This window comes from Streptomyces sp. NPDC017943 (assembly GCF_044328425.1).
Classification (GTDB): Bacteria; Actinomycetota; Actinomycetes; order Streptomycetales; family Streptomycetaceae; genus Streptomyces; species Streptomyces djakartensis_A.
The window spans coordinates 398845-422912 of the sequence record NZ_JBIRHH010000006.1; the positions used below are offsets into that span (position 1 = coordinate 398845).

The following is a 24068-nucleotide window of genomic DNA, read 5'->3' on the forward strand; positions in this document are numbered from 1 at the left end:
GGAGGGCGTCAGCCCGGGGTGTTCACCATCGAGGCGGCCGCGTAGGTCAGGTAGCTCCACAGCGTGTGCTCGTGCTCCTCGGACAGCCCGAGCTCGTCGACCGCCACCCGCATGTGCTTCAGCCAGGCGTCGTGCGCCGCGCGGTCCACCTGGAAGGGCGCGTGGCGCATCCGCAGCCGCGGGTGGCCGCGGTTGGCGCTGTACGTAGTCGGGCCGCCGAAGTACTGGATGAGGAACAGCGTGAAGCGCTCCTCGGCGGGGCCGAGGTCCTCCTCGGGGTACATGGGCCGCAGCAGCGGGTCCCCGGCGACCCCCTCGTAGAAACGGTGGACGAGCCGGCGGAAGGTCTCCTCCCCGCCGACCTGCTCGTAGAAGGTCTGCTCCTGAAGCGTGCCGCGCCGAATCTCTGTCACGCGTTCCATGGTCTCAGACGCCCCGGCATAGGACTCAAGACCTAGGTCCCGCCGCCCGTGATCGGAACGACCGGCCCCAGGCCCGCCGCTTACTGTGGAGACATGGGCGGGCACGCACCCGGCAGGGAACTCGAGGACCTCGGCGCCAGCGCGCGGGCGGGGCTGGTGCGGCGCATCGAGGCGAGCGGGGCCTGGACGGCCGACCCCGCCTGGCGGGAGGCCTTCGCGGCGGTCCCGCGCCACCTGTTCGTGCCGTACTACTACGTGGCCGTCGCGGGCGGTTACGAGCGCCGCTGGGGCGAGAGCCCCGACCCGCAGGCGCGGGAGCGGTGGATACGGGGTGCCTACGAGGACGTGCCGCTGGCGACCCGGCTGCGCGACGGGGAGCTGCTGTCCTCCAGCAGCCAGCCCTCGCTCATGGCGGACATGCTGACGGAGCTGGACGTCCGCGAGGGGCACACGGTCCTGGAGATCGGGGCGGGCACCGGCTACAACGCCGCGCTGCTGTGCCACCGGCTCGGCGACGACAAGGTCACCAGTGTCGACCTGGACCCGGAGATCACCGAGTCGGCCCGCCGGCACCTGGCCGCGGCCGGGCACCATCCGGTCGTCGTCACCGGCGACGGCGCCCGGGGCGTGCCGGAGCGCGCGCCCTTCGACCGGATCATCGCGACCTGCGCCCTGACCTCCGTACCGCCGGCCTGGCTCGCCCAGAGCCGGCCGGGCGGCCGGATCCTGCTGCCGCTGGCCACCGGCCTGCTCGCGCTCACCGTGACCGACGCCTCGCACGCCGAGGGGCGCTTTTTGCACACGCCCGCCTACTTCGTGCCCCTGCGCGGGACCGGCCGGGCCGCGGAGCCGTTCCAGCTCGGCGGGGTGCCCCGCCGGGCCAGGGAGGACGACCTGTTCCGCTTCCTGCTGGCCCTGACCCGCGGCAGCATCGACCCGGAGGAGGCGCTGTCGCTGTGGGAGCAGGAGGGCAGACCGCAGCGCGAGCGCTACGGCATCACCGTCAGCGGCGAACGGGAGTGGGCCTGGCTGGACGACCCGGAGGGGCCGTACGCCTGGCCCCTCCCGTCCTGACGTACCGCCGCGCGGCGCCGACGGTACGGCTCAGCCGCGCGGCTCAGCCGCGGCGGATCGTGATCGTCGTCCAGGCGCCCACGTGCACCCGGTCGCCGTCCTGGAGCGGGACGGGGACGAACGGCTGGATGGGCTCCTCCGAGCCGTTGACCGTCGTGCCGTTCGTCGAGTTCTGGTCGACGACCGCCCAGCTGCCGTCCGGCTGCTGCACCAGCACCGCGTGCTGGTGCGAGACGCCCGGGTCCTCCGGCGGCACCGACAGGTCGATGTCGGGGGTGTCGCCGGTGGAGTGCCGGCGGCGGCCGATGGTGATCTGGTTCCCGGTGAGCGTGCGCTGCTGCTCGGGGGAGTACGCGGGCAGGTTCAGCCCGGCGGCCTCGGGGCCGGAGCGCTGCATCATCGCCAGGAAGTACTCGCGGTCCGGGCCGATCGTCGCGGTCCAGGTCGCCGGTCCCTGCTGCGGCTGGTGCTGCTGCGGGAAGCCTCCCGGGCCGGGCGGGGCCTGGGTGGCACCGGGCTGCGGGTAGCCGTAGCCGCCCTGACCGGGTCCGCCGGGACCGCCGTGGCCGGGACCGCCCGGGCCGCCGTGCCCGCCGGGGCCGGTGTGCGACGGCGGGGAGATCACCCAGTCGTCGTCACCGCCGCCGAAGGCCGGACCGCCCTGCTGCGGGGGCCGCTGCGTCTCCTGCGGGAAGGCGGGCGGGGCCGGCGGGCCGGACTGGTGGAACGCCTGCGGAGCGCCGCCGGGACCGCCGGGGCCACCCTGCCCACCCGGGCCGCCCCCGTAGCCGCCGGGACCGCCGCCGTGTCCACCCGGACCGCCGTGGCCACCCGGGCCGGGCGGCGGCGGGACCGGACGCGAGGGGTCGTTGCCGAATCCGGGCGGGCCGGACGGACCACCCGGGCCACCGGGCGCCCCGTAACCACCCGGGCCACCGGGACCACCGGGGCCGCCAGGGCCGCCGGGACCACCCGGGCCGGGACGGCCGGACTGATCGCCGCCGAAGGGCGGGATCGGCTCGGCCGGGCGGTTCACCTGCGAGGGGCGCGAACTCTGGTAGTCGAACGCGTCACTGCCACTGCCGTACGACGGGCCGCCCGGGCCGCCCTGGCCCGGTGGCTGGAAGCGCGCGCCCGGGCCGGGCGGCGGCGGGGCCGCGGGGGTGTACGAGGTCGCCGTGTTGGTGAGGAAGTTCCACCGGCACTCCTCGCAGAACGGGGCACCACCCTCACGCGGCGTACGGCACTGCGGGCAGAGCTCCGGCTCGGCGGACAGGTGCGGCGGGCGCCCGCCGGGCTGCCCACCGGGGCCGGGGCCGCCGGGGCCGCCCTGGCCGGCCGGGGGCGGGAAGCCGTAGCCGCCGGGGGGCGGAGGGGGAGGAGGCGGAGGCACGGCACCCGCCATGCGGTGACCGCAGACCTCGCACCAGTCGTCGGAACCCGACTGGTGTCCGTTCGGGCAGGTCGGCATGTCGGCGCGTCCCTCCTTCGATCTCTTCCAGGTCACTTCTTGACGCGAACAGTCTTGGTGGACCGGGTTTCGAGCGTCATCTCGTCCGCCTCCGCGACCTTCGCCTTCAGTCGCACAGTACCGGTCGCGGCGTCGACCACGTCCACCACCTTCGCAAGCAGTTTCGCAGTATCGGCGTTCCCCGAGGCACTCGCGAGCTGAACGGCCCGGCCCAGTTTGGCCGTTGCTCCGTCGATATCGCCCGACTTGCGCAGATCGAGCCCCTGCTGGATGACCTGGGCCAGTTCGGCCTGCCCGGTGTAGTGGGCGACCTGGGGGTTGATCGACGTGGAGGCGACCATGTCGTCCGTCCACACGGCCCGGACCAGGCCCTGCGCGCCGAGGTTGTGGACGCCGCCGTCGGGCTGCGGGACGACCAGCGAGATGCGGGCCGCCAGCATCTCCTGCCCGACGTGCGCGGCCGGGACCTGCACACACAGGTGGTAGTCGCGGGACTCGTCGCCCCAGGAACCCAGCGGGTAGTCGCCGGCGCGGGGGCCGGCCTCGGTGCGCCGGCCGGTCAGTTCCTCGACCGCGGGGGCGACCTGCTTGACGAACTTCACCGTGGTGTCGACGGGGGTCCACAGCCGCAGGGAGACGTCCGCGACCTCCTTGCCCATCGCCGTCTCCATCATCCGCGTGAAGTCCGCGGCCAGAGCGGCCGGATCGGCGACGATGTCGGCGGTGCCGAGCAGCGCCGAGGCGATCGCTGTGACTTCTTTCACTTCCCAGTCGGTGCCGACCCCGCGTGCGTCGCAGGTGAAACGGCCCGCGCACGCGTCGAGCGCGGCCCTCAGGTCCTGGGCCGACTCGTGCTCGTTGCGGCCGTCGGTGAGCAGGATGCCGTGGCGGATGGCGACGTCCACGGAGGACAGCAGACGGTCGGCCAGCCGCAGCCAGGTGCCGATGGCCGTGCCGCCCCCCGCGCCGAGCGCCCGCAGCGCCTGCTTGGCCTGCGCGCGGGTGGTGGCGTCGGCGACGGCGACCCGGCCGCCGCCGGGGTAGACCTCCTTGGCGACGTGCGTCCCGCCGATCACCGCGAAGTGGACGCCGTCGCGCAGGGTGTCGATCGCGGCGGCGGTGGCGTCGCGCGCGTTGCGCATCTTGGCGGGCGGGTAGTCCATCGACCCCGAGCAGTCGACCATGATCGCCACCGCGGCGGACGGACCCTGCCCGGGTGCGTACAGCTGCGGTGCGCCGACCGCGCTGCCGAGGGTGCCGCCGCCGGTCGCCGTCACCGTGACGATGGCGTTGACCTCGCGGGCGCCCTCCGGCAGGTACTCGTTCTGATAGACGTCCACCGAGAACCGGGGCGCGCTCGCTTTCGAGAAATTGGCCATGCCTGTTTCGATCCCCCTCCGGAGACCCCGCCGGCAGCGGGGTCACGACGGTGGGCGGACCGGTCCCCTCCGGTCCGCCGAGCCACCCCCGAGCGTGGCCTCAGGCCGATCCTGCCCCCTGCGGCACCGCCGGGAACGGCACGAGCGCCACTGTTACGTTGTCGTGGCCCCCGCCGTCCAGGGCGTGACCGACGAGCACGCGGGCGCTGTGCAGCGGCTGCCCGGCGGCGTCGAGCGGCAGGATGCGGGCCATCTCCTCGGCGGCCTCGGCGTAGTTCCACAGGCCGTCCGTGCAGACGACCACCACACCGGGGCGGTCGGGCTTGAACGCGGCGGTGTGCGGCTCCAGTTCGTAGGCGTCGGCGCCGAGCCAGCCGGTGATGGCGTGGGCGCGCTCGTCGGCGTAGGCCTCGGCCTCGTTCATCAGGCCCGCGGCGACCATCTGCGCCGCCCAGGAGTCGTCCTCGGTGAGCCGGGCCGGGGGAGCGCCGCGGTCGACCGGGACCCAGTAGGCGCGGCTGTCGCCGACCCAGCCGACGATCAGCAGCCCCGAGGTCACCACGGCGCCGACGATGGTGCAGGCCGGGGCGTTCTGGTGCGGGGCGTGCTCGCGGGCCGTGGCCGGCTCCTCCGCCAGCGAGTTGACCGCGTGGGAGGCGGCGACGATCGCCTCGTGCATGGCCTGCTGCGGGTGCGTGCCGCGCGGCAGGGCCGCCAGCAGCGTCTCGCTCGCGGCCTTCGACGCGGCCGCCGAGGCGTCGTCGGGCCGGGTCGCCGAGGAGACGCCGTCGCAGACGATCGCCACGGAGGCGGGCGAGCCGTCGGGCAGCGTGGTGGTCCCGAGGGCGAACGCGTCCTCGTTGCGGTGGTGGCGCAGGCCGCGGTCGCTGACCGCGGCCACCGGCCCGGACTCCTGCTCCATGTGGTCCCGTTCGCGCGGCTGGGCGTGGCCGCAGTTCTCGCAATAGCCGTCGTCGTCCACGCGGCCGGCCCGGCAGGCGACGCAGACCTTGCCGCCGGCAGCGGCGGGCGGGGCCGCCGGTTCGGCGGACACCCGGGGGTCCGGCGCCTGGAGGGGGTACTCGTCCGGCTGGGTGCGGTAGATCTCCGGCGCGTAGCCCTCCGGCTGCGGCGGCCGGTCGAACCGCACCCCCGCCGCCGGGGACGGGGGCGCACCGGGGGGCGGTGCGCCGGCGCCCGGGGCCGCGCCGGCCGGCGGGGCCTGCGGGGGCTCGGGGTACGCGGCGGCCGGGGCGCCCTGGGCGGGCACCGCGCCGTTCAGGGCGATGGTCGGGTTGTCCTCGGGCCGTGCCGGCACGGCGGACAGGTCGTATCCGCACGCGCCGCAGAAACGGTCACCCGACTCGAGGGGTTCCTCGCAGCTCGGGCATGCGGACAACCGGGGCATCTGCGACATCAACTACACCCACGTCCGGGGGCGGTAACGATTGGCACGTTCCACCAGGTCGATCCTCTCCTCGCCGCCCCGCGCCAGCCGGGCCAGCATGCGGTACGAGCGTTCCAGTCCGAAACGCAGTCCCCGCTCGTCCAGGCCGCTGCCGAGCAGCGTCCGCCCCCCGGCGGCGGGAGGGGAGGAACCCTGGCCCCCGGAGAGTACCCAGTCCAGGGCGCAACCGAGGACTTCGGCCGACAACTGCTCCCGCCGCGCCGGATCCAGGCCGTAGGCGTCGAGCGCCTCCACCTGTGCCGCGGCGGCCGTCAGGTCCTCCAGGAAGGGCACGTCCGAGGCCGTGGCCGTGCGCCCGCGCAGCCGTGCCCGGACGGCCGCCACCCGCGCGGCCGTGTAGTGGATGGAGGACTCCGGCACGGACTCCAGCGTCCGCACGGCGCCGCGCCGGTCGCCGGTCGCCAGCTGGACACGGGCCAGGCCGAACGCGGCGCTCACATGGCTCGGGTCGGTCGACCACACCAGCCGGTAGTACTCGGCGGCGTTGTCCAGCTGGCCCAGCACCTCCGCGCACAGGCCCAGCGCCAGCTTCGGGGCGATCTCGCCGGGGAAGGCGTCGTAGATCGCGTCGAAGGCCAGCGCGGCGCCCTCGTCGTCTCCGGTCACCAGCGCGGCCAGGCCCCGGAACCAGACCACCCGCCAGTCGTCGGGCCGTTCGTCCTCCAGGGCGGCGAGCGACTCCAGCGCGGCACCCGGCTCACCGGTCTCCAGCCGGGCCCGCACCTGCCGCAGCCGCGTCTCGGTCGACGGGGCCGGCGCGGCCTCCAGTGCCCCGAGCAGCTCCACCGGGGCGGAGGTCATCAGGCCCGCGAGGAAACCGGCGTTGGGGTCGGTCGGGTCCACCCGGGGCACCGGCAGGGCCAGGGCGGCGGCGCGGGTGTCGACCCGCTTGACGAGCCCGGCGACGGATGCCGCCGCACCGGAGGGCGGAGCGCCGGCCCGGGCCGGGAGCGCGGCGCCGGCGCGGCGTCCCGTCCCCGTCGCCCGCGCGCCCAGCCGGGACACCTCGCCGTCCAGCCGGGGGAACAACTCCGTGTCGGTCACCCGCAGTTCCGGACCGAACAGGGTGGACAGAGCGGGCCGGGCCCGGCCCGTCTGGAGCGAGACGACCTCCCGCAGCACGCCCGTGAGCTGCTCCGTCATCTCCTGCGCGGAGGCGAACCGGCGGGCCGGATCGGGGTCGGTGGCGCGCACCAGGAGCCGGTAGAAGGACTCGTACTGCCGGAACACCTCGATGTGGTCCGGGTCGGGCAGGGAGTCGGCGTAGACGTTGGTGTAGCCCTGGAAGTCGAAGGTCAGCACGGCGAGGGTGCGGGCGACCGTGTACAGGTCGCTCGCCACGGACGGCCCGGTCTCGGCGACCTCGGGCGCCTGGTAGCCCACCGTGCCGTAGATGGCCGACTCCTCGTCGTCCATCCTGCGCACCGCGCCCATGTCGATCAGCTTCAGCTCGTCCTCGGTCTGGATGGCGTTGTCGACCTTGAAGTCGCAGTAGAGCAGGTTGCGGCTGTGCAGGTGCCCCAGCGCCTCCAGCGCCTCGATGCCGTACGCGCACGCCTGCTCCACCGGCAGCGGGTCGCGCCGGCCCTGCGGGGTGCGCCGGGCGTTGGCGATCTCCTTGAGCGACTTGCCGCCCACGTACTCCATGACGATGTAGCCGTCGAGGGAGCCGGTGCGCTGGTCCAGGTGCTCCACGAAGTTGTAGATCCGCACGATGTTGGCGTGCTCGATCTCCGCGAGGAAGCGCCGCTCGGAGATCGCCGCCGCCATCGCGTCCTGGTCGCCCGTGTCCAGCAGGCCCTTGAGGACCACCCAGCGGTCCGAGACCGCGCGGTCCACGGCGAGGTAGATCCAGCCCAGACCGCCGTGCGCGAGGCAGCCCACCACCTCGTACTGCCCGTGGACCACGTCACCGGTGCGCAGCTTCGGCACGAACGAGTACGGGTGGCCGCACTTGGTGCAGAAGCCCTCCGTGCGGCCCGGCCGGTCGCCGCGCGCCCGGCCCACCGGGGCCCCGCAGTCCGACCGGGAGCAGAACCGCTTGCGCTCGGGCACCTCGGGGTCGTCCAGCACCATCGCGCGCGGGTCGGGCCGCGGGATCGGCGGCACCTGCACCAGCCCGGCGCCCAGCCGCACCCGGGAGGCGGTACCGGAGGCCGACCCGGAGCTGCGCACGGACACCGAGCGGCCCGTGGACCTGCCCGACACCGAGCGGGACAGCCGGCCCGAGACCGAGCGGCGGGAGCGCGACGACTGCGAGGACGTACCCGCACTGCGGCTGCCCGAGGACCCGCGGGAGCCGCTCCCGCCCCCGGAGGTGACGCCCGTGGGGGACGAACCCACCATGCCGCCCTCGGAGGAAGGGCTCCGGGGTGCGACGACCGGGGCCAGGCCGCAGGTGCCGCAGTACAGTTCGCCGCCGCCCACGTCCTCGTACGCGCCGTCGCAGCCGGGGCGCTGGCACGCACGCCCGGACGGGCCGGGCGGCTCGTGCGGTGCCCGGCTCATCGACTTCCCCTGGTCGCTCATGCGTCCGGCCCCCTCCGGTCGTCCTCGGCCCCGCCCGGATGGTCCGGCACCCGCGGGCCGCCGAGCAGCTCGGCCGCCGCCTGCTGGTAGCGCAGCACGGCCTGTTCGGCGGCGCGCAGGTCGCAGGGTGCGCTCCACAGCATGCGACGCGCCTTCTCGTACCGCTCCACCAGCAGCGCGTCCTCGGCGAAACCGTGCCGGGCCACCTTCGCCCGGTACGCGTCGAGCCGGCCGCGCAGCTCGGCGCGGACCGCAAGCGGCGCGGTGACCGCGCTCAACGACTCGCGGGCGCGCAGCAGTTCGTCCTCGGCCTTCTCCTCCAGCGCCTCCAGCAGCGGCGAGAGCCGATGCCACTGGGCCTGCCTGCGGTACTCCGCGGCCGCCGCCAGCTGCTCCTGGAGCGCGGTCGGGGGACCGCTGACCACCGGCACCTCCGTCGCCGCGATCTTCGCCAGCACCTCGCCCCGGGCGGTGCGCGCCTCGGCGAGGGTGCGGTCCGCGCGGCTGAGCACGTCCCGCAGCTTCACGATCCTGGTCTCGGCGTCCTGGCGGACCGTCAGGACCGCGTCGATCTCCCGCCGCACGTCCTCCAGGGCCCGCGCCTCGCGGTCGTACACCGTGGTGTCCGGCCGGCCGCCGCCCGGCGCCGAACTGCCCTCGGCAGCCACCCAGAACGCCAGCGGGTCGGAGATCACCTGCTCGCGCAGCCGGGTGAGCGTGCGGGTGATGCGCTCCAGGTCGTCACCCGACGGATGCTCGCCGGGCCGCACGCCGACCGAGTGCGCCAGCCGCCGGGTGCGCTGGAGTTCGGCGGCCAGCAGGTCGATCCGGGCCGGCAGCGCCGACCAGACGGCGTCCGCGGCGACCACCACGTCCAGGCTGGTCGCGTACAGCTCGTTCATCCGGTCCACCAGCCCGGCGAGCGAGTAGCGCTCGCTGAGCTTCGTCGAACCGCCGTGCGGAGCAGCCGCGTTGGCCGTCGCCGCGGCGCCGCCCGCGACGGTGACCGGCTCGCCGTTCAGCAGCTCGGTCAGCTCCACCAAATCCTCACGGCTGGACCAGCGCCGCCGGGCGCGGATGTCGCGGGCGGAGCGCAACGCGTCCGTGTACGCGTCGAAGTAGGTCCACAGCAGGGTGATCGACGCGTCCGTGGCCGCCCAGCGCTCCCGGGTGACGCCGGTCAGTGCGGCACCCTCCAGGAGTCTGCGGCCGGCGTGGTCCTGGAGGGCGAGGAGCGAGGTCTCGATCGCTTCGTGCTCCGCGCCGAGCCGCGCCAGCGCACGGTCCACCTCGTCCCGGTCCATCACCGGCCCGGCGGGTCCCGTGACGCCCATCGATCACCTCTCGCTGCGGTTGTGCCGGTCGGGGGCCTGGTCGTCGGTCGCGGTGCGGGTCAGCTCGTGCGGAGGTACTCCGGTGCCGGGGGTTCCGACTTCTTCGCATCCTTGCCCAGTGTGGCGGACAGCCATTTCCCGTACGAGGCCTGCCAGCCGTCGTCGCCGTCCTTGCGGTAGTCCACCAGGATCCGGTTGACCCGGCGTACCAGGTCGTCCGCACCCTTCTTCATCGCCACGCCGTAGTACTCGGCAGTGAAGGCCTCGCCCTTGAGCTGGACCGTCGGGTCCTGGGCCGCCTGGCTCGCGGCGAGCGCGCCGTCGGTGACCACGGCGTCCACCTCGCCGAGTTGCAGCCTGACCAGGCAGTCGAGCTGGTTCGGGACCGTCGTGGAGATGTCCGTGCCGGCGGGGAGCCGACCGTCCTTCCTGTCCGCCTCCAGCTTGGCGTGCGCCGTGGAGCCCGCCGCCGTGCAGATCCTGCGGCCCGCGAGCGTGTCGTCGTAGCCCTTCACGGGCGACGACTTGGGCGCCAGGACCTGCTGGCCGGTCTTGAAGTACGGCGCGGAGAAGGCGACGTCCCGGATGCGGTCGCAGTTGATCGTCATGGTGCGGACCACCATGTCGACACGGCCGTCCTGGATCGCCGGGATGCGCTGATCGGTGGGGATCGCCTTGAACTGCACCGCGTCCCGGTCGCCGAGTATCTCCTCGGCGATGCGGTGCACGAGGTCGATGTCGAAGCCCTCCAGCTCGCCCGACTCGCCGCCGTTCGGGTCGCGGTAGCCCCAGCGGTAGCTGTTCTGGTCGACGCCGACGACCAGCTTGCGCTTCTCGCCCGTACGGCTCTTGATGGCCGCGATGGTGTCGCCGTCGTCGCCGGAGGGGGAGAGCGTCTGCTTCTCCGGGGCCTCGCAGTCCTCCTCGGCACCGGTCCGGGCGATGTGCGCGGTGGCGGTGGTCCCGGCGGGCCCGGTGCCGACCACCGTGGCGGCCTTCCGGGGCAGGCACAGGGCGGCGAACGCCACCAGGGCGCAGACGACCGCCATCGCCGTCACTCCGCCCCAGCCCCTCAGGGCGGTGCGCACACGTCCTGCTCGCACGGTCGTGCCTCCTGTCGCCCCTGGCCCGTTCACCGGTACTCCGACAGCCTGCGGCCGATGCCCAGGACCGCTCCCGCGGCCCCGAGGAGCGCGAGGACGGCGGCCCCCGCCGGCAGTCCGGTCAGCGCGTCCCGGCCGCCCGTGGCCGCCCGCTCGAACTCCCTCTCCTCGTGCGCGAGGGCCGTGCGCAGGTTCGCGTCGACGCTGTCGAAGCACTCGCCGGTCGCGCCCTCGGTGCCGATCACCCTGTCCAGCGCCTGCTGGTAGTTGCCGTTCTCGTCCTGCTCGCGCGCCGCGGCGTGGCGCTTCTTCCACTCCTCCATGTTGCCCAGCGCGGTCGTGACGGGCTTCCGGCCCGTCCCGTCGTCGGCGAGCTCCCGCGCCGCCTCCAGGCGGGCGCCCAGGGCACCGATGTCCGCGCCGAAGTCGAAGTCGTAGGCGTCGTAGGTCTTCCCGCCGACCTTCTTCGTCTCCGCGCCGCGGGCCACCAGGGTGAGGTTCTCGTTGCCCCGGGCCTTCAGGGAGGCGATGCGCGCGTCGTGCAGGACGTTCAGCGAGCGGACGCCGTGGTCGTAGGAGTCGTTCAGGCCGGAGCGGGCGAGGCCGTGACCGGCGACGAGCCAGAGCAGGACGACCGCCGCGGCGGCGGTGGCCGCGACCAGGCCGTGGTTCAGGACGCGGTGGGTGCGCCGGTAGGTGCGGTGCTGCGCCCAGCCGAGGGCGGCCAGGGCGAGGACGCCGAGGGCGATCGCCGCCCAGGGGTAGGGCGTGGCGTCCGCGTAGTCCGCCCGCAGGCGCTGGTTCTCCTTCGTGTACAGGTCCTCCGCGGCCGGGAGCATCCGCTGCTGCATCTTCTCGTTGGCGTAGCGCAGATAGGCGCCGCCCACCGGGAAGCCCTGCCGGTTGTACGTGCGCGCGCGCTCGACCAGGCCCTTGTACTCGGGCAGCAGCCGGTTGAGTTCGGCGATCGTGCGCGCGGAGGGGGAGCCCGGTTCCGACGCGGCGGCCGCGTTGACCAGCTTCTCCGCGGCCGTGCGGATGTCCTTCTCGTAGCGGTCGCGGGAGGCCGCCGACTCCTGGCCGCCGGCCAGGAAGCCGCTGGAGGCCGCGGTGTTGGCGTCCGCCAGGGACCGGTAGATGTCGGCCGCGTCGGAGCTGAGGGGCTGGCTGCTGGTGAGGACGTCGTCGGCGGCGGCCGCGCGGCCGGTCATCTGCCAGGCGCTGACGGCGCCGAAGGCGACGACGAGGGCGGCGAGGAGCGCCCCGATGATGCGCAGGCGGCCCGGTTCCGTGGTCGCGGCGGCGCGCAGGCGCTCGGCGCCCTCGGCGAAGGCGGTGCGGCGGGGAGGGCCGGCCGGGGAGGCCGGGGCGGACGGACGGGGTGCCGCTGCGGGATGGGCGGAGGACCGGGCCGGCGGGGCCGCCTGCGCCGGGACGGGCGGCAGGACGGGCAGGCTCGGACCCGGTGGCGGTGTGCTGCCCCGCGGCGTGTGTGTCACTGTGACCTCCCCCATGGTCATCCGTCGCGGCAAGTATCGCTGCCGGGACCGACATCCGCACCGGCCTTGCCCGATCTTGATCGGATCGCAGCGTGGAGCGCCACCCCTCGCCCAGGTACACGTCCGGAGGAGGGGTTCGGTTCCCGTGCGGCGGGCCCGGCACCTGCCCGCGCGTGCGGCTCACACGCCGTAGTGCGCCCGCAGCCGCTCCTGCGCCCCCTCCGGCGCCCCCAGCCGGTCCAGGCCCAGCAGGGCCGCGCCGAGGACCGGGCGGGCGGTGACCACCTGCGGGACGGCCTTGGGGGCCCGGTCGGCCAGCAAGCGGTCGATGTGGTCGTTCAGTTGGGGGTGCCGGGCCGCCAGCACGCTGCCGCCCAGCAGGACCGGGGCGGGTTCGGACAGGAGGTCCAGGCGGGTGAGGGCCACCACCGCCATGGCGACCACCTCCTCCGCCTGGCGTTCCACGATCGCCCGGGCGACGGGGTCGCCCTCGGCCGCCGTGGCGAACAGGACCGGGGCCAGCTCGTGGCGCCGGGAGGCGGGCACGCGCTCCAGGTGCAGCGCCTCGATGAGCGCGTGCATCGAGGGCAGGCCGAAGTGCGCGGGCAGGGTGCGCACCAGGGCGGTCGGGCCGCCCCGGCCGTCCTCCGCGCGCGCGGCGTGCCACAGGGCCTCCTCGGACAGCCCCCAGCCGCCGCCCCAGTCACCGGAGATCCTGCCGATCGCGGGGAAGCGGGCGGTGCGGCCGTCGGGGCGCATGCCGACGCAGTTGATGCCCGCGCCGCAGACGACCGCGACCCCCCGCGGTTCGGTGACCCCGGCCCGCAGGATGGCGAAGGTGTCGTTGCGGACCGTCACGCTCGCGCCCCACGCGCGCGTGCGCAGGGCCCCGGCCAGCTCCTCCTCCTCGACGGGGAAGTCGGCGTTGGCCAGGCAGGCCGAGACGTGGGCGACCGAAGCGAGCCCGGCGTCGGCCAGGGCCCGGTCGACGGTCTCGGCGAGCCCGCGCACGGCCGCCCCGACGCCCACCGCCGGCGGGCGGAAGCCGCCGCCGCGCGCCGTGGACAGCACCTCCCCGTCCGAGGAGACGACCGCGACGTCGGTCTTGCTGTTGCCCGCGTCGATGGCGAGGACGTGCGCTCTCACGCCCACGCCAGGTGCTCCCGGTTGTGCGCGATCAGCCGGTCGGTGAGCTGCTCGGCGTGCGCGTACTGGCCCACCAGGGGGTGGGCGAGCAGCGCGCGGAAGACCCGCTCCCGGCCGCCGTGCAGGGCCGCCTGGAGGGCCAGGTCCTCGTAGGCCGTGACGGCCGCCATCAGGCCCGCGTACAGCGGGTCCACCGGCGCGACGGGCAGCGGGGAGGCGCCCTTGGCGCCCACCGCGGCCTGCACCTCGACGACCGCGTCGTCGGGGAGGAAGGGCAGCGTGCCGTTGTTGTACGTGTTCACCACCTGGTAAGGGCTGCCCGCCCCGCCCAGGAGGGCGGCGGCCAGGTCGACGGCGGCCTCCGAGTAGAAGGCGCCGCCCCGCTTCGCCAGCAGCCCCGGCTTCTCGTCGAGGGCCGGGTCGGCGTACAGCGTCAGCAACTGCTCCTCCATCGCGGCCACTTCGGCGGCGCGGGAGGGCTTGCCGCCCAGTTCCCGCACGACTTCGTCGTGTGCGTAGTAGTAGCGCAGGTAGTAGGAGGGGACGACGCCCAGCGTGTCGAGGAGGGGGCGGGGCAGGCGCAGGTCGGCGGCGACGGTGTCACCGTGCCGGGCCAGCAGCTCGGGCAGGACGTCCTCGCCCTCCGGGCCGCCGCGGCGCACGGCCGTCTCCCAGGTCAGGTGGTTGAGGCCGACGTGGTCCAGGTGGAGCTCGGACGGCTCCAGCGAGAGCAGGGCCGCGAACTTGCGTTGCAGGCCGATCGCCACGTTGCACAGGCCGATCGCCCGGTGACCGGCCTGGAGCAGGGCGCGGGTCACGATGCCGACGGGGTTGGTGAAGTCGATGATCCAGGCGCCCGGGTTGGTGCGGCGGACGCGCTCCGCGATGTCCAGCACCACCGGGACCGTGCGCAGGGCCTTCGCCAGGCCCCCGGCGCCCGTGGTCTCCTGGCCCACGCACCCGCACTCCAGGGGCCAGGTCTCGTCCTGTTCGCGGGCGGCCTGGCCGCCCACGCGCAGTTGCAGCAGGACTGTGTCCGCGCCGTCCACCGCCGCGTCCAGGTCGGTGGTGGTGGTGATGCGGCCGGGGTGGCCCTGGCGGGCGAAGATGCGGCGGGCGAGTCCGCCCACCAGGTCCAGGCGGTTTTCGTCCGGGTCCATCAGGACCAGCTCCCCGACGGGCAGGGTGTCCCTCAGGCGGGCGAAGCCGTCCACGAGTTCGGGGGTGTAGGTCGAGCCTCCGCCGACCACGGTGAGTTTCATGTCTAACCCTTTACTCCGGTGAGCGTGACGCCCTCGACGAACGCCTTCTGGGCGAAGAAGAACACGAGGATCACGGGGGCCATGACCAGCACGGTGGCGGCCATGGTGAGGTTCCAGTCGGTGTGGTGGGCGCCCTTGAACGACTCCAGGCCGTAGGACAGGGTCCACGCGCCCGGGTTCTCCGAGGCGTAGATCTGCGGGCCGAAGTAGTCGTTCCACGCGTAGAAGAACTGGAAGAGGGCCACCGCGGCAATGCCCGGCTTGGCCATCGGCAGCACGACTTTCAGCAGCGTGCGCAGGTCGCCGCAGCCGTCGACCTTGGCCGCGTCCACGTACTCGTCGGGGATCGTCGTCAGGAACTGGCGCAGCAGGAAGATCGAGAACGCGTCGCCGAACGCCATGGGGATGATCAGCGGCCAGAGCGAGCCGGACAGGTCCAGCTGCTTCGCCCAGAACAGGTACATCGGGATGACGACGACCTGCGGCGGCAGCATCATCATCGAGATGACCAGCATCAGGGCCAGGTTGCGGCCGCGGAAGCGGAACTTGGCCAGGGCGTAGGCCACGGGGATCGAGGAGACGACCGTGAGGACCGTGCCCAGGCCCGCGTAGATCAGGGTGTTCCGCCACCAGGTGAGGAAGCCGGGGGTGTCGAGGACCTTGGCGTAGTTGCCCCATTCCCAGGTGTGCGGGATCAGGTCGCGGCTGAGCGCCTGGCTGTCGCTCATGAGAGAGGTGAGGAGGACGAAGACGAACGGGAGCGTGAAGAAGAGGGCCGCCGCGATGCCGAGGGAGTGGATCGCGATCCACTCCAGCAGGGCCCGGCGGTGGGCCGTGCGGTGTGCCGGCGACGGGGGCGTCTGCCGCTCCAGGGGCTTGTCGAGCACCTGCGTCATCGTTCACCTGCCTGGATCAGGCCGCCCCGGCGGCGCATCAGGAGAGCTGTGAAGGCCATGGAGAGGGCGAAGAGGACCAGGGCGACCACACAGGCCGCGCCGTAGTCGAAGCGCTGGAAGCCCAGGTTGTAGACGAGTTGGGGGAGGGTGAGGGTCGACTTGTCGGGGTAGCCGGGCTCGAACTGCGTTCCCGCGCCCTGGATCACGCCCGACGCGACCTTCCCGGCGATCAGCGGCTGTGTGTAGTACTGCATCGTCTGGATCACGCCGGTGACGACCGCGAACATGACGATCGGCGAGATGTTCGGCAGCGTCACGTAGCGGAACCGCTGCCACGGGGCCGCGCCGTCCAGTTCGGCCGCCTCGTACTGCTCCTTCGGCACGTCGAGCAGGGCCGCCATGAAGATGACCATCAGGTCGCCGATGCCCCACAGCGCCAGGAGGGTGAGGGCCGGCTTGGACCAGGTGGGGTCGTTGAACCAGCCCGGGGCGGGCAGCCCGGTCTTCTCCAGCAGGGAGTTGACCGGCCCCGTGCCGGGGTTGAGGAGGAACGCGAAGGCCATCGTGGCCGCCACGGGCGGGGCCAGGTAGGGCAGGTAGAAGAGGGTGCGGAAGACGCCCGTGGCCGTCCTGACCTTGGTGATCAGCAGGCCCACGCCCAGGCCGAAGGCGACCCGGAGCGTGACCATGACGACGACGAGCCACAGGGTGTTGCGCAGGGCGGGCCAGAACAGGGGGTAGTGCTCGAAGACGTAGACCCAGTTCTTCGTGCCGCTCCACGTGGGCGGCCTGAAGCCGTCGTAGCGCATGAAGGAGAAGTAGACGGTGGAGATCAGCGGGTAGGCGAAGAAGACCGTGAAGCCGATCAGCCAGGGGGAGAGGAAGGCGAGGGTGCGCAGGGCCGAGCGGCGGTGCTTGGCCCGCAGGGTGTGGGTGCTCATGCGCTACTTCGCCTGCGCGATGTCCGTGTCGATCTGCGCGGCCGCCTTCTTCAGGCCCGCCTTGAGATCGGTCGCCTTGCCGCTTTCGTAGGCGTAGCCGAACTCCTGGACGGTGGTGAGGTAGACGCCGCCGTTGACGGAGGCGGGGGCGGTGGTGGAGTGCGGGTTCGCCGCGATCTCCAGGAACGTCTTGAAGCGCGGGTCGTACGTGAGCTTCGGGGACTTCAGGGCTGCCAGTGTCGAGGGCACGTTGTGGATGGCGTTGGAGAAGTCCACCACCGCGTCCGTGTCCGTGGTCATGTACTTCACCAGCTCCCAGGCCGCGTTCTGCTTCCTGCTGGTCGCGGCGATGCCGGCGATCGTGCCGGTGATGTAGCCCTTGCCGTACTGGTCCACCTGGTCGTCGGGGACGGGCAGCGGGGCCACGCCGATGTCGAACGCCGGCTTGGTGTCCAGGGCCATGCCCAGGCGCCACTCGCCGTCGAGCTGCATGGCGACCTGGCCGGTGTGGAACGGGTGCTTGGGGCCCCATTCGTCGCCGAGCTTGGAGCGGTAGGTCTCCAGCTTGCGGTAGCCGCCGAGGGTGTCGACGAGCTTCTTCTGGACGGTGAAGGCCCGGGCGAACGCCGGGTCCTCGCCGACCTTCGACGTGCCGTCCTTGTCGAAGTACGTGGGGGAGAACTGGCCGAGGTAGTGCTCGGTGGTGGTCTCCCAGCCGTGGTAGTTCGGCATGAAGCCGAGCTGCTTGTACGAGTCCCCCTGGGGGATCGTCAGCTTCTTCGCGACGCGCTCGAACTCCGACCAGGTCTTCGGCGGGGCGGTGACGCCGGCCTTCTTGAACGCCGTCTTGTTGTAGTAGAGGCCGTAGGCGTCACCGAGCAGGGGGACCGCGCAGCGGTTGCCCTCGAACTGCGTGTACTCGTTCATGGCCTTCGGGAACGTCTTCTCCGGGTCGACGCCCGACTTCTCGAAGAACGGGTTGAGATCCACCAGCGCGCCCGAGGAGCAGAACTTGCCGACGTTGTTCGTCGTGAACGACGAGATCACGTCCGGGGCCTTGGCCCCGCCGGCGCGCAGCGACTGGTTGATCTTGTCGTCGGTCATGTTGCCGACGACGTCGACGTGGATGTTCGGGTGCGCCTTCTCGAAGCCGGCGACCAGGTCCTCGACGGCCTTCACCTCCGAGGGCGCGCTCCAGGCGTGCCAGAAGGTGAGGGTCGTCTCCTTGGACGCGTCGTCGTCCGCTCCGGCGCCGGACTGGCCGGTGCAGGCGGTGGCGAGGAGGGCGACGGAGGCGGACGCGGCGAGCACGAGGGCCGCTTTCCGGGGCATTCTGGGCATGGCGGAGCTCCCTGGGGCACGGGGTGAGGGCGGGACGCGGGAAGAGGGGTGGGGCTAGCGGGAGGTGTCGAAGACCTCGTCGCGGGTGGTCGCGAGGGCGCTCTCCAGCGCGCCGCGCAGCACGGGGTGTTCACGGACGTCGCCCACGACCAGACGGGGACGCGAGGCGGCCAGTTCCTCCAGTTCGGCCTGGACCAGGGCGCGCAGCGGCTCGCCGCCCGAGGTGAGGGCGGCGCCGCTCAGCACCACCAGCTCGGGGTCCAGCACCGACACCAGGGAGGCCAGACCGGTGGCCAGCCGGGTCGCGTAGGCGCGCAGCAGCTCGCGGTGCGGTCCGTCGCCGGTCTGTGCGGCCCGGGCCACGAGCCGGGCGGCGGCCTCGGCGTAGGGGCCCTGCGGGACGTCCTCGATGCCGAGCTCCCGGGCCAGGCGGGGGACGGCCTGGGAGCCGGCCAGCTCCTGGTAGCCGCCGCTGTTGGCCTTGGTGACCTTGCGGACCAGGGGCGTGCCCGGGACCGGCAGGAAGCCGACCTCCCCGGCGCCGCCGGTCCACCCGCGGTGCAGCCGGCCACCCAGCACCAGGGCGGCGCCCAGGCCCTCCTGGTTCCACAGCAGCACGAAGTCGGTGTGGCCCCGGGCCGCCCCGAGGCGCTGCTCGGCGAGGGCGACCAGGTTGACGTCGTTCTCGTACTCGAACGGCATCGGCAGGGCGGTTGCGAGTTCGTCCAGCAGGGTGGGGGAGTGCCAGCCAGGCAGGTGGGAGGCGTAGCGCAGCCGGCCCGTGGTGGGGTCGAAGGCGCCGGGGGTGCCGATGACCAGGCGGTGGACGTCGTCCCGGGCCAGTCCCGCCGCCTTCACCGCGCCGTCCAGGGCGTCGGTGACCTGCTGGACGACCGGGGTGGCGGCGCGGCGGCCGGGGGTGGGCAGTTCGAAGCGGCCGACCGTGCGGCCGGTGATGTCGGCGACCGCGGCGAGGATCCGCTGGGGGGTGACGTCGAGTCCGGCGGCGTGGCCGGACGCGGGGTTGACCTCGTAGAGCTGGGCGCTCGGGCCGGGGCGGCCCTCGGTGGTGCCGGTGGCAAGGACGAGGCCGGCCGCCTCCAGGCGGGCCAGGAGCTGGGAGGCGGTCGGTTTCGACAGCCCGGTGAGTTTGCCGATCCGGGTGCGCGAGAGCGGCCCGTGCTCCAGCAGCAGGTCCAGGGCGGCCCGGTCGTTCATGGCGCGCAGGACGCGCGGGGTGCCCGGCGTTCCGGCGGTTCCTGCCATGCGTGTCCACACCTGCCCTTCGGCTGCTCAGCCTCTCAGTGATCCGGTGGGGAAGTCCATCGGGAGGCCGGCCCCTCGATCACTGTTAGGAAAGTTTCCTATTCGGTGGGGAGGAAGGTATGCCCGTCACCGGGCGAGCGTCAATAGGGGCGGTCCGCCGGAGCGCGGACACGCCGGAGGGCGGCACCCGGACTCCGGGTGCCGCCCTCGTGGGTGGCCGGTCGCTGCTCCGTGGCCGGTCGCTGCTCCGTGGCCGGTCGCTTACTTCGTGGTGCTGGTGGGCGCGGGCGGGACGAGCGGGGACGCCGCCGCCGACTGCGGGGACGAGGCGTTCGCGTACACCGAGGGGGCCGCCATCGCGGCCGTCGGGTCGGCCGCGGTCTCCTCGACCGGGGCCGTGGCACCGCCGACGATCCGGATGCCGGCCGCGTCGAAGGCCCGCTTGACGCGCCAGCGCAGCTCGCGCTCCACGGTCAGCGACTTGCCCGGCATGGTCTTGGCGGAGATGCGCACGACCATCGAGTCCAGCAGCACGCTGTCCAGCCCCAGGACCTCGATCGGGCCCCACAGCAGTTCGTTCCAGGGCTCCTCGGCGCCCATCTTCTCGGCCACCTCGTCCAGCGTGGCCTTGACCTTGTCCAGGTCCTCCCCGGCGTGCACGGTGACGTCCACGTTGGCCGTCGCCCAGCCCTGCGAGAGGTTGCCGATGCGCTTGACCTCGCCGTTGCGGACGTACCAGATCTCGCCGCCCTCGCCGCGCAGCTTGGTCACCCGCAGGCCCACCTCGATCACCTCGCCGGAGGCCACGCCCGCGTCGATGGAGTCGCCGACGCCGTACTGGTCCTCCAGGATCATGAAGACGCCGGACAGGAAGTCCGTGACGAGGTTGCGGGCACCGAAGCCGATCGCCACACCGGCCACACCGGCGGACGCCAGCAGCGGGGCCAGGTTGATGTTGAACGCGGAGAGGATCATCAGGGCCGCGGTGCCCATGATCAGGAAGCTGGCCACCGAGCGCAGCACCGAGCCGATCGCCTGCGAACGCTGGCGGCGGCGTTCGACGTTGACCAGCAGGCCGCCCAGTCCGGCACCGTCCACCGTCTGCCCCGTGCGGCTCATCCGGTCGATGAGCTTGGTGATCGCCCGGCGCACCGCGACCCGCAGCACCGCCGCTATCACCAGGATCAGCAGCACGCGCAGCCCGATGGCGAGCCAGGTCGACCAGTTCTGCTCCACCCAGCCGGCGGCGTTCGTCGCGCTCTCCTGGGCGTCCTCCAGCGAGGGCACTCTCGGGCTCTCCGTCTCCGAGGGGGTCGGCGACGGGGACGGGCCGGCGGCCCACAGGACGGCGTCCGCAACGGACAAGGACACGGCAGGTACCTCCAGGTGCAGCGGTCTGCCCCGGTGCGGCGGTTCCGGGGGTCGAAGGTCACGGCTGGGTCACCGAAGGGGCAGAACCACCACACTAACGGGGCATTGTGTGTGCTCCCGAAGAATGTGTGAAGGAGAGACGGTGCTCACCTGGGCCTGAACAGGCCACGTCCTCGGACGGGCGTCCGGTGTGGGCGAAAACACTCCCAGCCCGTTACGGGGACATGGTGGCGCTTGCACCAGGCATGAGGGGAGACTGACTACGAATCGTCCCGGCGCGAGCCACGCGCCGCCGGCGTCCAAGGAGGCATCCGTGCCGCATGTCCTGGTCCTCAACGCGTCGTACGAGCCACTCGGCGTCGTACCGCTCCGCCGCGCGCTCGTCCTCGTCCTCGAGAACAAGGCCGTCTGCCTCGAGGAGTCCGGCGCCCATCTGCACAGCGCGACCGTCACAGTCCCCGCACCCAGCGTGGTCCGGCTCAAGCGTTTCGTGCGGGTTCCCTACCGGGGGCCCGTTCCTCTGACCCGCCGGGCGCTGTTCGCCCGCGACGGGGGCCGGTGCATGTACTGCGGTGGCGTCGCAACCAGCGTCGACCACGTCATCCCGCGCAGCCGCGGGGGCAAGCACGTCTGGGACAACGTCGTCGCGTCCTGCCGTCGCTGCAACCACGTCAAGGCCGACCGCCATCTCGTCGAGATCGGCTGGCGGCTGCGCCACAAGCCCGCCCCGCCCTCGGGCCTGGCCTGGCGCATCATCGGCACCGGCCATCGGGATCCGCGCTGGCTGCCGTACTTGCAGCCGTACGGCGCGGACGACGCCCTGGCCCGGATCGACGGCATTTCGGCCTGACGATCCGGGTCTTCGTGTCGGCGCCCCGGCACGGAGCCGGTCCCGGGGAACCCCCGTTCCCCCGGGACCGGCCGTCTCCGGGCGGGCCGGCGCCTTCGCACGCCCTTACGCGTACCGCAGCTCCCCGGGGCGCACCGTGCGGCGCAGCAGGGGCAGCGAGGTGGCCGCGGCGAGCAGGCAGGCGGCGAGGACGGCCACGGGGAACAGGGCGGACGCCCAGGGCACCGCCTCGTCCGCGAGTGCGGCGTACCGGACACCGATGGCGGTCCCCCCGAGGCCGGCCAGCAGCACCGCGGGCGTCAGGGGCAGGGCGGTCTCCAGCAGCAGGGAGCGGCCGAGCACCGACTGCGGCACGCCCGCGGCGGCCTGGACGGCGAGGCCCCGGCGGCGGGCGGCCAGCGACTCGGCGGTGCCGACGGCGAGGCCGGACAGGGTGAGCACGAGGGCGATCGCGACGGCGGCACCGGTGAGGTTCAGGCCGGTGAGGTAGAAGGAGGCGTCGGGCCGCTCGCGCACCGCGTCGGCCAGCACCTGCCGGACACCCAGGAAGCCGGTCCCGGCGACGGTCACCAGCAGCACGGCCGCGTGCGTGCGGGCGGCCGACCACGGGTCCTCGCGCAGCCGCTCCGCGGCGATCAGGGTGGCTGCGGAGCGGGCCCGGCCGGCCAGGATCCGTCCGACGACCCGGGCGGTGGCACCGGACAGCCACACCGCACCCGCGCCGACCGCGAGGACCGCACCCGCCAGCGGCAGCGGCGGCCCCCCGGACGACCGGAGCGGGGCGCCCGAGGCGGTGGCGGCGGTCAGCAGCGCGGCCACCGCGGCGAGCAGGAGACCGCTCAGGAACAGCAGCCCCGAGACCCGGCCGTCGCCCGGCCCGGTCCGGCGCACCGAGCCGAGCGGCGAGGTCACGACCCGGCGCAGCGCCAGAGCACCCGCCGTCGCGCCCAGCACGGGCACCGCGAGCGCGACCAAGGCGATGCCGGCCCAGGCCGGCGCCGTGGGCGCGTCCCACAGGCGCAGCAGCACCAGCACCGAGGGCACGGTGGCCACCGCCGAGCCCAGCGCGCAGGCGAGCCCGGTCTCCAGCGCGGCGATGCGCCGCACCTGCCAGGGCGTGGCTCCGGCGAGCCGCAGCCCGGCGAGCCTGCGGTCGCGGTGCACGGCCCCGATCCGGGCGCACTGGCCGAGGAGGCCGAGCACGGGCAGGAGCAGGAGCACCAGTCCCAGGACCACTCCGGACCGGGTGCCGGGATCGTCCAGGAGCCCGTCGGCGAGCGGGATCGACCGTCTGCCGCGCAGCGACGCCAGGGCGACGGCGGCGAGGGCGAACACCGTCGCCGACGCGGCCCCCACCGCCGTGAGCGCGGCCCGCCACCGCTCCCCGCGGTCCGCGCCGCGCGTGAACTGCCAGGCGAGCCGCAGATCCGCGTCCAGTGCCCTCATGCCGTCACCCCGAGCGCCGCCACGGCCCCGTCGCGCAGCTGGACCTCGCGGTCGGCGTACGCCGCCACCTGGGCGTCGTGGGTGATCAGCAGCACCGCCGTGCCGGACCGGCGGGCGGTGCGCACCAGGGCCGTCATCACCTGCTCGGCGGACAGGGAGTCCAGGGCCCCGGTCGGCTCGTCGGCGAAGACGACCCGCGGGCCGGTGACCAGGGCCCGGGCCAGCGCGACGCGTTGCGCCTGACCACCGCTCAACTCGCCCGGGCGGGAGTCGCCCTGCCCGCGGACGCCGAAGCGCTCCAGCCACTCCGCGGCCAGGTCCCGGGCGCGGGCCCGGCCGGTGCCTGCCAGGAGCAGCGGCAGGGCGACGTTGTCCAGGGCCGTCAGCTCGGGGATGAGCTGGCCGAACTGGAACACCACGCCGAACTCGGTGCGCCGCAGTTCGCTCAGCCGCTTCTCGGACAGGTCCTCCAGCCGCTGTCCGTCGTAGGTCACGGAGCCCGCGTCCGGACGGACGATGCCGGCCAGACAGTGCAGCAGGGTCGACTTGCCGCTGCCGCTGGCGCCCGTCACGGCCAGGATCTCGCCCGCGTGCAGCCGGAGCGACGCGCCGCGCAGGGCGGGTGTCCTGCCGTGCGCCTTGACGAGGTCGCGGGCCGTCAGGAGTGGCACGGGTTCGTTCATACTGCGTCGACCTCCGCGGTCAGGGTGGTGAGCCGGGCCGCCGTGGTGTTCATCCAGCGGAGGTCGGCGTCGAGGTGGGTGAGGGCGTAGTCCGCCGAGAGCACGGTCGCGAGGTCGGCTCCCTCGGCGGCCTTGACCGCCGTCAGCTCCCGCATCCGCTCCTTGTGGGCGGCACGCTGGGCGCTCAGGTATCCGGCCGCGTCGCCTCCGGAGAGGATCGCGACGACGACCTTGGCGAAGATCTCGTTGGCCACGAACGGGGCGGGCGGGGCGATCTGGCCGGCCCAGCGGGCCAGTTCGCGCGCCCCCTCGCCGGTGGTGCGGTAGCGGGTCCGCTCGGGGCCGCCGTCCGAGTCGGTGCCGTCGACCTCGGCGAGACCGTCCCGGACCAGGCGTTGCAGGGTCGTGTACACCTGCCCGTAGGCCAGCGGACGCGCCTGCGGGAAGCGTTCGTCGTGGCGTCGCTTCAGGTCGTAGCCATGGCTCGGACCCGTGGCGAGCAGGCCCAGCAGGATGTGGCGGGTGCTCATGGAGATCATTATGCACTGGGTACATGTACTGAGTGAATAGCTGGCCGCGAAGAAGTG

Annotated in this window: 20 protein-coding genes; 2 read left to right on the top strand and 18 right to left on the bottom strand. The window is 73.6% G+C overall.

The window, feature by feature from the left end; all coding sequences use genetic code 11:
- Positions 1-8 precede the first annotated feature (8 nt).
- The gene (locus tag ACH4C6_RS21980; protein ID WP_333933369.1) at positions 9-422 is read right to left on the bottom strand and encodes a globin; all 414 of its coding nucleotides are present in this window, start codon (positions 420-422) and stop codon (positions 9-11) included.
- A gap of 93 nt (positions 423-515) precedes the next feature.
- On the opposite strand from ACH4C6_RS21980, the gene ACH4C6_RS21985 reads away from it, so the two are divergent.
- On the top strand, positions 516-1496 hold the full coding sequence (locus ACH4C6_RS21985) for a methyltransferase domain-containing protein (protein ID WP_398110280.1): 981 nt from the start codon (positions 516-518) through the stop codon (positions 1494-1496).
- Between the two features lie 43 nt (positions 1497-1539).
- Here the strand turns inward: ACH4C6_RS21985 and ACH4C6_RS21990 are convergent, their stop codons facing one another.
- From ACH4C6_RS21990 to ACH4C6_RS22055, 14 genes are all read right to left on the bottom strand, one after another.
- Complete coding sequence (locus ACH4C6_RS21990) at positions 1540-2967, bottom strand: FHA domain-containing protein (protein ID WP_398110281.1); 1428 nt, start codon at positions 2965-2967, stop codon at positions 1540-1542.
- Positions 2968-2999: 32 nt separating this feature from the next.
- Complete coding sequence (locus ACH4C6_RS21995; RefSeq protein ID WP_398110282.1) at positions 3000-4346, bottom strand: VWA domain-containing protein; 1347 nt, start codon at positions 4344-4346, stop codon at positions 3000-3002.
- A 100-nt stretch (positions 4347-4446) separates the two neighbouring features.
- Complete coding sequence (locus ACH4C6_RS22000) at positions 4447-5766, bottom strand: PP2C family serine/threonine-protein phosphatase (RefSeq protein ID WP_398110283.1); 1320 nt, start codon at positions 5764-5766, stop codon at positions 4447-4449.
- Positions 5767-8322 carry a tetratricopeptide repeat protein gene (locus ACH4C6_RS22005; RefSeq protein WP_398110435.1) on the bottom strand — a complete coding sequence of 852 codons (2556 nt, stop codon included), beginning with the start codon at positions 8320-8322 and terminating at the stop codon, positions 5767-5769. It lies immediately after the preceding gene.
- 17 nt (positions 8323-8339) lie between these two features.
- Positions 8340-9677, bottom strand: a complete 1338-nt coding sequence (locus ACH4C6_RS22010) for a hypothetical protein (RefSeq protein WP_398110284.1) — start codon at positions 9675-9677, stop codon at positions 8340-8342.
- Between the two features lie 59 nt (positions 9678-9736).
- On the bottom strand, positions 9737-10780 hold the full coding sequence (locus ACH4C6_RS22015; RefSeq protein WP_398110285.1) for a glutamate ABC transporter substrate-binding protein: 1044 nt from the start codon (positions 10778-10780) through the stop codon (positions 9737-9739).
- A gap of 29 nt (positions 10781-10809) precedes the next feature.
- Complete coding sequence (locus ACH4C6_RS22020) at positions 10810-12279, bottom strand: hypothetical protein (protein WP_398110286.1); 1470 nt, start codon at positions 12277-12279, stop codon at positions 10810-10812.
- 180 nt (positions 12280-12459) lie between these two features.
- A complete protein-coding gene (locus ACH4C6_RS22025) occupies positions 12460-13431 on the bottom strand; it encodes an N-acetylglucosamine kinase (RefSeq protein ID WP_398110287.1) in 972 nt (323 codons plus the stop codon).
- Positions 13422-14687: a 6-phospho-beta-glucosidase gene (locus ACH4C6_RS22030; protein WP_398110288.1), complete on the bottom strand. Its 1266-nt coding sequence runs from the start codon at positions 14685-14687 to the stop codon at positions 13422-13424. Before ACH4C6_RS22030 ends, ACH4C6_RS22025 begins: the two co-directional genes overlap by 10 nt.
- A 2-nt stretch (positions 14688-14689) precedes the next feature.
- On the bottom strand, positions 14690-15583 hold the full coding sequence (locus tag ACH4C6_RS22035) for a carbohydrate ABC transporter permease (protein ID WP_398110289.1): 894 nt from the start codon (positions 15581-15583) through the stop codon (positions 14690-14692).
- Positions 15580-16524 carry a carbohydrate ABC transporter permease gene (locus tag ACH4C6_RS22040; protein WP_398110290.1) on the bottom strand — a complete coding sequence of 315 codons (945 nt, stop codon included), beginning with the start codon at positions 16522-16524 and terminating at the stop codon, positions 15580-15582. The genes ACH4C6_RS22035 and ACH4C6_RS22040 overlap by 4 nt, the downstream gene beginning before the upstream one ends.
- A 3-nt stretch (positions 16525-16527) precedes the next feature.
- A complete protein-coding gene (locus ACH4C6_RS22045) occupies positions 16528-17865 on the bottom strand; it encodes an ABC transporter substrate-binding protein (RefSeq protein WP_398110291.1) in 1338 nt (445 codons plus the stop codon).
- A 54-nt stretch (positions 17866-17919) separates the two neighbouring features.
- Positions 17920-19131 carry an ROK family protein gene (locus ACH4C6_RS22050; RefSeq protein ID WP_398110292.1) on the bottom strand — a complete coding sequence of 404 codons (1212 nt, stop codon included), beginning with the start codon at positions 19129-19131 and terminating at the stop codon, positions 17920-17922.
- A gap of 261 nt (positions 19132-19392) precedes the next feature.
- Positions 19393-20502 carry a mechanosensitive ion channel family protein gene (locus ACH4C6_RS22055; protein WP_398110293.1) on the bottom strand — a complete coding sequence of 370 codons (1110 nt, stop codon included), beginning with the start codon at positions 20500-20502 and terminating at the stop codon, positions 19393-19395.
- Between the two features lie 313 nt (positions 20503-20815).
- Here ACH4C6_RS22055 and ACH4C6_RS22060 point away from each other — a divergent pair, with 313 nt between their 5' ends.
- The gene (locus ACH4C6_RS22060; protein WP_398110294.1) at positions 20816-21352 is read left to right on the top strand and encodes an HNH endonuclease; all 537 of its coding nucleotides are present in this window, start codon (positions 20816-20818) and stop codon (positions 21350-21352) included.
- A 105-nt stretch (positions 21353-21457) separates the two neighbouring features.
- Here the strand turns inward: ACH4C6_RS22060 and ACH4C6_RS22065 are convergent, their stop codons facing one another.
- The 3 genes from ACH4C6_RS22065 to ACH4C6_RS22075 are packed head-to-tail and all read right to left on the bottom strand — an operon-like array spanning position 21458 to position 24011.
- Positions 21458-22798: an FtsX-like permease family protein gene (locus ACH4C6_RS22065; protein ID WP_398110295.1), complete on the bottom strand. Its 1341-nt coding sequence runs from the start codon at positions 22796-22798 to the stop codon at positions 21458-21460.
- A complete protein-coding gene (locus ACH4C6_RS22070; protein WP_398110296.1) occupies positions 22795-23481 on the bottom strand; it encodes an ABC transporter ATP-binding protein in 687 nt (228 codons plus the stop codon). Before ACH4C6_RS22070 ends, ACH4C6_RS22065 begins: the two co-directional genes overlap by 4 nt.
- A complete protein-coding gene (locus ACH4C6_RS22075; RefSeq protein WP_398110297.1) occupies positions 23478-24011 on the bottom strand; it encodes a PadR family transcriptional regulator in 534 nt (177 codons plus the stop codon). Before ACH4C6_RS22075 ends, ACH4C6_RS22070 begins: the two co-directional genes overlap by 4 nt.
- Positions 24012-24068: the final 57 nt, after the last annotated feature.